This window comes from Streptomyces sp. NPDC098789 (assembly GCF_044759975.1).
GTDB lineage: Bacteria > Actinomycetota > Actinomycetes > Streptomycetales > Streptomycetaceae > Streptomyces.
The window spans coordinates 14,634-27,173 of sequence record NZ_JBIWAJ010000038.1; the positions used below are offsets into that span (position 1 = coordinate 14,634).

At 72.6% G+C, this 12,540-nt stretch carries 2 protein-coding genes; both read left to right on the plus strand.

Annotation, left to right across the window (positions count from 1 at the left end):
* Positions 1-53: 53 nt before the first annotated feature.
* Complete coding sequence (locus ACIQWR_RS40315; RefSeq protein ID WP_404020809.1) at positions 54-10,583, plus strand: type I polyketide synthase; 10,530 nt, start codon at positions 54-56, stop codon at positions 10,581-10,583.
* A 77-nt stretch (positions 10,584-10,660) separates the two neighbouring features.
* Positions 10,661-12,540, plus strand: a 1,880-nt coding sequence (locus tag ACIQWR_RS40320; RefSeq protein ID WP_404020800.1) for a type I polyketide synthase, incomplete at its 3' end; no start/stop codon positions are given.

Sequence of the window (12,540 nt, forward strand, 5' to 3'; positions counted from 1 at the left end):
TGATCTTCGACTATCCGACGCCCAGCGCACTGGTGCGCCACCTGGACGGCGAGCTGACGGATCCACCGTCCACGCAGGACGTCGGACCCGCGCCGGACCTGTCGGCCGATCCGATCGCCATCGTCGGCATGGGCTGTCGGCTGCCGGGAGGCGTGACGTCCCCGGAGGAGCTGTGGGACCTGGTATCGGAAGGCCGGGACGGGATCTCCGCCTTCCCCGTCGACCGGGGCTGGGACCTCGACGTGCTCTACGACGCGGACCCGAGCCGCTCCGGGACGTCGTACGTCCGGGAGGGCGGCTTCCTCCACGACGCCGCCGAATTCGACCCGGGGTTCTTCGGGATCTCGCCGCGCGAGGCCCTCGCCATGGACCCCCAGCAGCGCTTGCTGCTGGAGACGGCCTGGGAGGCCTTCGAGCGGGCGGGCATCGACCCCGCCTCCGTACGCGGAAGCCAGGCGGGCGTCTTCGCCGGAGCGATGGCCCAGGACTACGGCGCCCTGCTGCACGAGGCGACGGACGGGCTCGACGGCTACCTGCTGACGGGCAAGGCGGCGAGCGTGATCTCCGGACGGCTGGCCTACTTCCTGGGCCTCGAAGGCCCGGCGGTGACCGTGGACACGGCCTGCTCGTCGTCCCTCGTGGCGCTGCACCAAGCCACCCAGGCCCTGCGCTCGGGCGAGTGCTCGCTGGCCCTGGCCGGTGGCGTGACCGTGATGGCCACGCCCGGGATGTTCGTGGAGTTCAGCCGGCAGCGCGGGCTGGCGACGGACGGGCGCTCGAAGGCGTTCTCCGACGCGGCCGACGGCACCTCGTGGGCCGAGGGCGCGGGCATGCTGCTGCTGGAGCGGCTCTCGGACGCCCGGCGCAACGGGCACCCGGTGCTGGCCGTGATCCGTGGCTCTGCGGTGAACCAGGACGGTGCGAGCAATGGCCTGACGGCTCCGAACGGTCCTTCGCAGCAGCGCGTCATCCGGGCGGCCCTGGCGAATGCGGGCGTGTCGGCGGCTGATGTGGACGTGGTGGAGGCGCACGGTACAGGCACGACCTTGGGCGACCCGATCGAGGCGCAGGCACTGCTGGCGACGTACGGGCAGGACCGACCGGCCGAACGGCCTCTGTACCTCGGTTCGTTGAAGTCCAACATCGGTCACGCGCAGGCCGCCGCAGGTGTGGCCGGCGTGATCAAGATGGTGCAGGCCCTGCGCCACGGGGTGCTGCCCCGCACGCTGCACGCGGGTGAACCGTCGTCGAAGGTGGACTGGTCGACCGGCGCGGTGGAACTCCTGACGGAGGCCCGCGACTGGCCGGTGGCCGAAGGCCGCCCGGCCCGGGCGGGCGTGTCGTCCTTCGGTATCAGCGGCACCAACGCCCACCTCATCCTGGAGCGGGCCCCGGACACCGAGCCCGTCCTCGACCCGGCCGAAGCGTCGGCCGGGGCGTCGGCCGAAGCGTCGGTCGAGCCGGCTGCGACGGCGGCCGTGGCGGCGACCGCGGTGCCGTGGGTCCTCTCCGGACGCGGCGCCGAGGCCGTGCGCGGACAGGCGGCGCGGTTGCTGTCACGCATGGTGAACGACGCCGACCTGTCCCTGGCGGACGCGGGCCTCTCGCTCGTCTCCGGACGGGCGCAGTTCGAGAACCGTGCCGTGGTGACCGGCCGCGACCGCGACGAACTCTGCGCACGGCTTGGCCAGTTGGCCCGCGGTGAGGAGTCGTCCGGCGTGGTGGTCGGACCGGTGGACGGCGTGACGGCCGCCTCCGGCCGCCGAGTGGTGTTCGTGTTCCCCGGCCAGGGTTCGCAGTGGGCGGGCATGGCGGTGGAACTGCTTGACGCTGCACCGGTCTTCGCCGCGGCGATGGCGGAGTGCGGCCTGGCCCTGGCCGAGTTCGTGGACTGGGACCTGGAGGACGTGGTCCGCGGGGCCCCCGGCGCGCCGACGCCGGAGCGCGTGGACGTGGTCCAGCCGGTGCTGTGGGCGATGATGGTGTCACTGGCGGCGCTCTGGCGTTCGTACGGTGTGGAGCCCACCGCAGTGGTCGGACACTCGCAGGGCGAGATCGCCGCGGCCTGCGTCGCGGGCGGACTGTCCTTGCGGGACGGCGCCCGGGTGGTGGCGCTGCGGTCGCAGGTCATCGCAGGGAGCCTGGCCGGGCACGGCGGGATGATGTCCGTGGCGCTGACCGCGCAGCAGGTGGCGGAGCGCATAGCGGGGTGGAACGGGCGGTTGTCGATCGCCACGGTCAACGGGCCGACCTCGGTCGTCGTGGCCGGCGAGCCCGACGCACTGGACGAGCTGCTCGCCACCTGTGAGGCGGACGGCGTACGGGCCCGGCGCATCGCCGTGGACTACGCCTCCCACTCCTCGTACGTGGAACTGATCGAGGACGAGCTGGCGCAGGTGCTGGGCGGTACCTCTCCGGTGTCGTCGCGCGTGCCCTTCTACTCCACCGTGACCGGCGGGGCGATGGACACCGCGGAAGCCGATGCCGGGTACTGGTACCGCAACCTGCGTCAGACCGTGCGCTTCGAAGAAACGGTGGGCGCTCTCGTCGAGGCGGGTAACACCGTCTTCGTCGAGGTGTCGCCGCACCCCGTGCTGGCCGTCGGGGTCCAGGACACGGCGGAGTCCCGTGGCGCCGAACAGGCCTGCGTGGTCGGTTCGTTGCGCCGTGACGAGGGTGGCCCCGAACGCTTCCTCACCTCGCTCGCCGAGGTCTGGGTCCACGGTGTGGACGTCGACTGGGCGCGGGCCTTCGAGGGGACGGGTGCGTCCCGGGTGGACCTGCCGACGTACGCGTTCCAGCGGCGTCGCTACTGGCTGGAGGCCCCGGCAGCAGCCGCACGTCGTGCGGAGGCGGCCGTCGCCGGGTCGGTCGACGAGGTGGACGCGCGGTTCTGGGAGGCCGTGGAGAGCGAGGACCTGTCCGCGCTCCTCAGCACGCTCGACGTGTCCGGGGAGCAGCCCTTCAGCGCCGTCCTGCCCGCACTCTCCGCCTGGCGCAAGGGCCGGCGGCAGCAGTCGGAGCTCGACGGCCGACGGTACGACGTCGCCTGGAAGCCGCTGTCCAGCGGTTCGAATGCCGTAGCGAATTCCGTGCTGACCGGGACCTGGCTCCTCGTGGTGCCGGCCGGCCCCGCAGACGACGCGTGGCTGACGTCCGTACTGGGCGGGCTCGCGGCGCGGGGCGTACGCACCCTGCGGCTCACGGTGCCCGCGGACACGGACCGGGCCGGTCTGACCCGGTCGGTGTCCGAGTTGGTGGAGGGCGTCGCGGAGCCGGTCGCCGGCGTGTTGTCCTTCCTGGCATTGGACGAGTCGCCGCACCCGGGCCACGGGGGAGTGTCGGCCGGAGTCGCCGGGACCCTGGCCCTCGTACAGGCCCTCGTCGGCGCCGGCGTCGAAGCACGGCTGTGGTGCGCGACGCGCGGAGCGGTGGCCGTGACGCGCACGGAGCGGCTCGCCGGTGCGTCCCAGGCGCAGGTGTGGGGTCTGGGCCGGGTCGTGGCGCTGGAGCACCCGCAGTCGTGGGGCGGTCTGGTCGATCTGCCGCAGGTCCTGGACGCTCGCGTGGTGGAGCGCCTGTGCGGCGTGCTGGCCGCGGCGGACGGCGAGGACCAGGTCGCGGTGCGGGCCTCCGGGGTCCGGGTGCGCCGGCTGGTGCGTGCCGCTCGTCCTTCCGGGGCGGCGGACGGTTGGTCGCCGCGGGGAACGGTCCTGGTCACGGGCGGTACGGGCGCGCTGGGAGGGCACGTCGCCCGCTGGCTCGCCGCTCGCGGGACGGAACACGTGGTGCTCGCCTCGCGGCGCGGACCGCTGGCGCCGGGGGCCGACGTCCTCGGGGCCGAGCTGACGGATGCGGGTGTCGGGGTCTCGGTGGTCGCGTGCGACGTGGCCGACCGCGATGCGGTGGCCGGGCTGCTCGCCTCGTTGGGCGAGCGGTCGGCGGCCGGTGAACTGCCGCCCCTGACCGGCGTCGTGCACACCGCCGGCGTCCTCGCCGACGGCGTGATCGAGACGCTGACGCCGGACCACCTGGCGCACGTACTGCGCTCCAAGGTGGACGGAGCACGGCACCTGGACGAACTGACGCGGTCCCTGGACCTCGACGCCTTCGTCCTCTTCTCCTCCGTCATCGGCGTATGGGGCAACGGCGGCCAGGCCGCCTACGCGGCGGCCAACGCCACCCTCGACGCGCTCGCCCACGAGCGGCACGTCGACGGGCTGCCCGCGCTGTCCCTCGCATGGGGCACGTGGAGCGGCGGCGGCATGGCCGACGCCGGGACCGACGAGCGGATGAGCCGGCGCGGACTGGTCGCCATGGCACCGGAGAGCGCCGTGGCGGCCCTCGCCGACGCGGCCGGGCACGACACGCCGTTCCTCGCCTTCGCCGACGTCGACTGGGACCGCTTCGTCACGCAGTTCTCCGCGACCCGGCGCAACCGGCTCTTCGAGGAGATCCCCGAGGTGGCCCGTACGGCCGCCGGCTCGACCGTGGGCGACGCCACAGCGGACCCGGACCTGCCCGAAAAGGATCTGGGCCGGCAGCTCGCCGGGCTCGCCCCCGGCGAACAGGAGCGGATGCTCGCCGAGCTGGTGCGCACGCACGCCGCGGCGGTGCTCGGTCACTCCGGCGTCGACGCGATCGCGACGGGACGCGCCTTCAAGGAACTCGGCTTCGACTCCATGCGCGTCATGGAACTGCGCAACCGCCTGAACGCGGCCACGGGGCTGCGGCTGGCCACCGGAGCGGTCTTCGACCACCCCACGGTCACGCTCATGGCCCGCCACCTGCGCGCGGAACTCGTGGGGACGCACGAGGACGCGGCCTCCGAGCCGCTCGCGGCGCCCCTTGCCGCAGCGCAGCTCACCACGGCCGACGATGACGACCCGATCGCGATCGTCGCGATGGGTTGCCGCCTGCCCGGGGACGTACACACACCGGAGCAGCTCTGGCAGCTCCTCGACGAAGGACGGGACGTCGTCTCCGGCTTCCCGACGAACCGCGGCTGGGACCTGGACAACCTCTACGACCCCGACCCGGACCGGCCGGGCCGGAGCTACGCGCGGGAGGGCGGCTTCCTCCACGAAGCCGCCGAATTCGACCCGGCGTTCTTCGGGATCTCGCCGCGCGAGGCCCTGGCCATGGACCCGCAGCAGCGACTGCTGCTGGAAACGGCCTGGGAGACCTTCGAGCGGGCCGGGATCGACCCCGCGCGCCTGAAGGGCAGCATGACCGGCGTCTTCGCCGGCATGACCTACCAGGACTACGGCGCGCGACTGCACGAAGCCCCGGAATCGGTGGAGGGGTACCTCCTCACGGGCAAGTCCTCCAGCGTCATCTCGGGCCGCATCTCCTACACCCTGGGCCTCCAGGGCCCCGCGGTGACCGTGGACACGGCCTGCTCGTCGTCCCTGGTGGCCATGCACCTGGCGGCGCAGGCGCTGCGCTCGGGCGAGTGCACCCTGGCCCTCGCGGGCGGCGTGACGATCATGCCCGCGCCCGGCATGTTCATCGAGTTCAGCCGACAGCGCGGGCTGGCGGCGGACGGACGCTCCAAGGCGTTCTCCGACGCGGCCGACGGCACCTCGTGGGCCGAGGGCGCCGGCCTGCTCCTCCTGGAGCGGCTGTCGGACGCGCGGCGCAACGGGCACCCGGTGCTCGGGCTGCTGCGCGGCTCGGCGGTGAACCAGGACGGCGCGAGCAACGGTCTCACCGCGCCCAACGGGCTGTCCCAGCAGCGGGTGATCCGGGCCGCGCTGGCCAGTGCGGGGCTGTCGACGGCCGATGTGGACGTCGTGGAGGCGCACGGCACGGGCACGTCGCTGGGCGACCCGATCGAGGCCGAGGCGCTGCTGGCCACCTACGGGCAGGGCCGTCCGGCCGACCGGCCGCTGTGGCTCGGCTCGCTGAAGTCCAACATCGGGCACACGCAGGCCGCCGCAGGCGTGGTCGGCGTGATGAAGATGCTCGTCTCCATGCAGAACGGGGTGCTGCCGCGCACGCTGCACGTGGGTGAGCCGTCGTCGAAGGTGGATTGGTCGGCGGGTGCGGTCGAGCTGCTGACGCAGGCGCGCGAGTGGTCGCGGGACGAGGAGCGTCCGCGTCGTGCGGGCGTGTCCTCGTTCGGTGTGAGCGGTACGAACGCCCACGTCATCCTCGAACAGGCGCCGCAGGGCCTGGAGGTGGCCGAGGAGTCGGAGCCCGTGGCTCCGGCAGTGGTGCCGTGGGTGGTCTCCGGGCGCGGGGTCGACGGACTGCGGGCGCAGGCCGCACGCCTGGTGTCCCGGGTCGAGGGTGACGCGGACCTGTCGCCGGTGGACGTGGGTTGGTCGCTGGCTTCGGGGCGGGCGGAGTTCGAGAACCGCGCCGTGGTGACGGCTGCTTCGTCCGACGAGCTGACGGACGCCCTGAGCGCCCTGGCGCGGGGCGAGTCGGCGCCGGGTCTCGTCGAGGGCCCGGGTGGCGTCGTCGGTGAAGGCCAACTGGCCGTGTTGTTCTCGGGTCAGGGTTCGCAGCGGGTCGGTATGGGGCGGGAGTTGTACGAGCGTTTCCCGGTGTTCGTGGCGGCGTTCGACGAAGTCTGTGCCGTGTTGGACCGGGAGTTGTCCGGTCATGTGGTGGGTGGTGTGCGTGAGGTCGTCTTCGGTGAGGGGGGTGCTGAGGGCGCGTTGGACGAGACGGTGTTCACTCAGGCGGGTCTGTTCGCTGTGGAGTGGGCGTTGTTCCGGCTGGTCGAGTCGTGGGGTGTGCGACCGGAGTTCGTGGGTGGTCATTCGATCGGTGAGTTGGTTGCCGCGTGTGTGGCGGGTGTGTGGTCGTTGGAGGACGCGGCGCGTCTGGTGGCTGCGCGTGGTCGTCTGATGCAGGCGTTGCCTGTGGGTGGCGCGATGGTGGCGGTGCAGGCGTCGGAGGCGGAGGTTGCGGAGCTGCTGGTCGATTGCGCGGATCGCGTGTCGATCGCGGCGGTGAACGGTCCTTCGGCTGTGGTGCTGTCCGGTGACGAGGACGCCGTGTTGGAAGTCGCGGCGGCGCTCAAGGCCCGGGGTGGCAAGACGAAGCGGCTGGTGGTGTCGCATGCGTTCCATTCGCCGCGGATGGACGCGATGTTGGAGGAGTTCCGTGAGGTCGCGGCGGGGCTGACGTATAACGCGCCGGTGGTTCCGGTGGTGTCGAACGTGACGGGTGCGGTGGCGTCGGCGGATGAGTTGTGTTCGCCGGAATACTGGGTGCGGCACGTGCGGGGTGCGGTGCGTTTTGCGGACGGCGTGGAGGCTCTCGCGGCCCAAGGCGTTTCGGTGTTCGTGGAGTTGGGTCCTGATGGTGTGCTGAGCGCGATGGGTGCGCAGTGCGTGTCGGACGGTGTGTTCGTTCCGGTGTTGCGTGCGGGTCGTGGGGAGGAGCGTTCGTTCGTCGCCGGTGTGGCGCGTGCGTGGACGCACGGTGTCCCCGTCGATTGGACCCGGGCGTTCGAGGGGACGGGTGCGTCCCGGGTGGACCTGCCGACGTACGCCTTCCAACGCCAGCGCTACTGGCTGGAGACGGGAGCCGGCACGTCCGATGCGGTCTCGGTCCTCGGAATGGAGCCGGCCGCGCACCCCTTGCTGGGTGTGGCCGTCGAGCTGCCGGACTCGGGCGCGGTCGTGTTCGCGGGTCGGCTGTCGCTGCGCACGCATCCCTGGCTGGCGGACCACGCCGTCTCGGACACCGTGCTGCTGCCGGGAACCGGCTTCGTGGAGCTGGCCGTGGCCGCCGGTGACCAGGTCGGATGCGACACCGTCGAGGAGCTGACCCTCCAGACGCCGCTGGTCCTTCCCGAGACGGGTGGCATCCGCCTGCGGGTCGAGGTCGGCGGTCCGGACGACTCCGGCCGGCGCGACGTGACCATTCACTCGCGGCCGGACGGCTCCGAATTCGGCGAGGAATGGACGCGTCACGCGACCGGTGTGCTCGTCGTGGCCGAAGGGCGGACGCCTCCCGCGCACGACCTGACGGTGTGGCCTCCGGAGGGTGCGGTGGCCGTCGCGACGGACGACCTGTACGAGGACTTCGCCGACACCGGCTACGACTACGGCCCGGTGTTCCGGGGCGTACGGGCGGCATGGCGCCGCGGCGACGAGGTCTTCGTCGAAGCCGCGCTGCCCGAGGAGCAGCAGGCCGAGGCGGCCGCCACGGCGCTGCACCCGGCGTTGCTGGACGCGGCACTCCACGGGCTCCGGCTCGGCGACTTCTACCCCGAACGGACCACGGTTCGACTGCCGTTCGCCTGGCGCGGAGTCTCGGTGCGCGCCGTCGGCGCGTCGAGGGTGCGCGTGGCACTGGCCCCGGCGGGCGGTGACGCCGTCTCGGTGACGGTGGCCGACCACACGGGTCAGCCCGTGGCGGGAATCGACTCGCTGGTCCTGCGACCGGTCGAGCCGGGTCGGCTCGATGCCGGCCGGCGCGGCGACGAACTGTTCCGCGTGGAGTGGGCGCCGTCGCGACGGACCCCGGCGACGCCGAACGGGACCGGGGCGAGCGGGGCGGTCGCCCTGGTCGGCCCCGACGAGTTCAAGCTGTGCGTCGAGCTCGGGGGAGCGGGTGGCCCGTACGCGGGTCTCACGGCCCACGCCGACCTCGCCTCGCTGGTCGAGGCGGTCGACGCGGGTACGGCGACCGTGCCGGACGTGGTGCTGCTCGCCTGCGTCAGCGGGCAGGGCGCCGGTCACGGCACCGCACGCGGCACCGCGGCGGACGTCGAGCGGACGGCGGCGGACGTGCGTACGGCCGTGGCGGACACCCTGACGGCCATGCGGGGGCTGCTGGCGGACGACCGCTTCGCGGAGACCCGACTGGTCCTCCTCACCCGGCACGCCGTCGTGGCGCGCCCGGGAGAGCGCCCTGACCTGACGAACGCCCCGCTGTGGGGTCTGGTCCGGTCGGCACAGGCGGAGAATCCCGGCCGCTTCGTCCTCGTCGACTTCGACGACGCCGAAGCGTCCTACCTGGCCCTGCCGGGCGCGCTGACGACCGACGAGCCGCAGTTCGCGGTGCGTGACGGCGAAGTGCTGCTCCCGCGAGTGGCCCGGATGACCCCGACCCCGACCCCGTCGCCGTCGCCGGCGCAGCAGTCCCCGGCCCAGGGGGCACGGCGTGCAGGGAACGGGGGCCTCGCCCTCGATCCGCAGGGCACCGTCCTGATCACCGGAGCCACCGGTGCGCTCGGGGCGATGTTCGCGCGGCACCTGGTGTCCGAACACGGCGTACGGCAGCTCCTGTTGCTCAGCCGTCGCGGCCTCGCGGCCGACGGCGCCGCCGAACTCCGGGCCGACCTGGCCGCCCGGGGCGCGGAGGTGACGTTCGCCGCCTGCGACGTCGCCGACCGCGAGGCGCTCGCGGACGTGCTCGCCGCGATTCCCACCGGGCATCCGCTCACGGCGGTCGTGCACGCGGCCGGCGTGCTGGACGACGGGGTCATCACCACCATCACCCCGGCGCAGATCGAGCGGGTGCTGCGGCCCAAGGTCGACGCGGCCCTCCACCTGCACGAGCTGACACAGGGCATGGACCTGTCCGCGTTCGTCCTGTTCTCCGGCGCGGCGGGCACGCTGGGCACGGCCGGCCAAGGCGTCTACGCCGCGGCCAACGTGTTCCTCGACGCCCTGGCCCATCACCGCCACACGCTCGACCAGCCGGCCCAGGCACTCGCCTGGGGTCTGTGGGCGGAGCGGAGCGGCATGACGGAGCGGCTCGGCGAGGGCGCCGTCCAGCGCCTGGCCCGCATGGGCATCGGCGCGCTCGACTCCGAACGGGGGTTGGCGCTGTTCGACGCGGTCGCGGGGGCGAGCGACCCGGTGGTCCTGCCCATGAGACTGGACATGGCCGCACTGCGTGCGGGCGCCCAGGGGCAGTTGGTTCCCGCGGTCCTGCGGGGGCTGGTGCGCCGGCCCGTCGTGGCCGGGTCGGCCACGAACGGCGACGGCCGCGCCGCGTCCGGTGCAGGTTCAGCCTTCGGTGCGGTTCCGAGGACGGGCGCCGGGGCGGCAGCGGGAAGCGCGGACGGCCTGAAGCAGCGGCTCGCGGAGCTCGGTGAGGACGAGCGGCGACGCGTACTCCTCGACCTGGTACGGACCCACGCGGCCGCGGCCCTCGGCCATGCCACACCGGCCGGGGTCGAGGCGGGACGGCACTTCAAGGACCTCGGCTTCGATTCGCTGACGGCGGTCGAACTGCGCAACCTGCTGAACGGAGCCACTGGGCTGCGGTTGCCCGCGACCCTGATCTTCGACTACCCGAACCCGGGGGCCCTGGCCTCCTACTTGACGGCAGAGCTCAGCCCGCCCGACGCGATGACGCCGGCCGAACTGGGACTCCGAGAACTCGACGAGCTGGAATCCGTACTGACGGCGCTGACCGAGGACGATCCGTTCCTAGGGCGCATCCAGTCCCGATTGCAGGACCTGCTGGCGCGGTGCGGCGCCGGCACGACGGGTGGTGGAAACCACGCCACCGCGGTGACGTCGGAGCCTTCCGCCGCGTCCGTGGCCGATCAACTCGACTCGGCGAGCGACGACGACCTGTTCAGCTTCATCGACGAACAGATGTGAGCTCCGGCGTTGCTGGGCCGCACGGGTCAACTTCCGGCGCGGCATCAAATCTTGAAACACTGAGAGGGACGACGGGGATGTCGAACGAGGAAAAGCTTCGGACCTATCTGAAGCGCGTCACAGGGGACCTGCACCAGGCCCGGCAGCGACTGCAACAGATGGAGGAGGAGAGCACCGAACCCATCGCGATCACCGCGATGAGCTGCCGCTACCCGGGCGGCGTGGAGTCACCCGGTGACCTCTGGGACCTCGTGGCCGCCGGCGGCGACGCCGTGACCGGATTCCCGGACAACCGCGGCTGGGACCTCGACGGCCTGTACGACCCGGACCCCGAGCACAAGGGCACCTCCTACACCCGCGAGGGCGGCTTCCTCCGCGACGCGGACCAGTTCGACCCGGCGTTCTTCGGCATCAGCCCCCGCGAAGCCATGACCATCGACCCGCAGCAGCGACTGCTCCTCGAAACCTCCTGGGAGGTCCTCGAACGGGCCGGGATCGACCCGGTTTCGGTGCGCGGAAGCCGGGCGGGCGTGTTCGCGGGGGTGATGTACGACGACTACGGCGCGGCGCGCATCTACGGCGGCACCGCCGACGAGTTCGAGGGCTACCTCATCAACGGCAGTGCCGGCAGCATCGCTTCGGGCCGGGTCGCGTACACGTTGGGCCTCGAAGGCCCTGCGGTGACGGTGGACACGGCGTGCTCCTCGTCGCTGGTCGCGCTGCACCTGGCGGTGCAGGCCCTGCGCAGCGGTGAGTGCACGCTGGCGCTCGCGGGTGGCGTGACGGTCCTGTCCACGCCGTCGGTCTTCGTGGAGTTCAGCCGGCAGCGCGGGCTGGCCGTCGACGGCCGCTGCAAGTCCTTCTCCGACGGCGCGGACGGCACCGGTTGGGGCGAAGGCGTCGGCATGCTGCTGCTGGAGCGGCTCTCGGACGCCCGGCGCAACGGTCATCCGGTGCTGGCGGTGATCCGTGGCTCTGCGGTGAACCAGGACGGTGCGAGCAATGGTCTGACGGCTCCGAACGGTCCTTCGCAGCAGCGTGTCATCCGGGCGGCCCTGGCGAATGCGGGTGTGTCGGCGGCTGATGTGGACGTGGTGGAGGCGCACGGTACGGGTACGACGTTGGGTGACCCGATCGAGGCGCAGGCGCTGCTGGCGACGTACGGCCAGGACCGGTCGGCTGAACGCCCGCTGTATCTCGGTTCGTTGAAGTCGAACATCGGTCACTCGCAGGCCGCCGCGGGTGTGGGCGGTGTGATCAAGATGGTGCAGGCGATGCGCAACGGGGTGCTGCCGCAGACCCTGCATGTGGGTGAGCCCTCGTCGAAGGTGGATTGGTCGGCGGGTGCGGTCGAGCTGCTGACGCAGGCGCGCGAGTGGTCGCGGGACGAGGAGCGTCCGCGTCGTGCGGGCGTGTCGTCGTTCGGCGTGAGCGGTACGAACGCCCACGTCATCCTGGAGCAGGCGCCGGAACCCGCGGCTGCGGCGGAGCCGGGCGAGCCGGCCGAGCCGGTGGAGCTGGTCGTGCCGGTGGCGGTGCCGTGGGTGGTCTCCGGGCGCGGCGTCGACGCGTTGCGGGGGCAGGCGGCGCGTCTGCTGTCGTGCGTCGAGGGCGACGACGGGCTGTCGCCGGTCGATGTGGGGCGGACGCTGATATCGGGCCGGGCCGCGCTGGAAGACCGCGCTGTCGTGGTGGCCCCCGGCCGCGAGGGCCTGATCGAGGGCTTGGGCGCGCTGGCCGGTGGCATGCCGAGCCCCGGTCTGGTCGAGGGCTCCGTCGCCGCTGGTCGTGACCGGGTGGTGTTCGTCTTCCCGGGTCAGGGTTCGCAGTGGGTGGGGATGGCGGTGGATCTGCTGGATTCTTCGCCGGTGTTCGCCGGGCGGATGGCCGAGTGTGGTCGGGCGTTGGCGGAGTTCGTGGACTGGGATTTGGAGGCGGTGGTTCGTCAGGCTTCGGG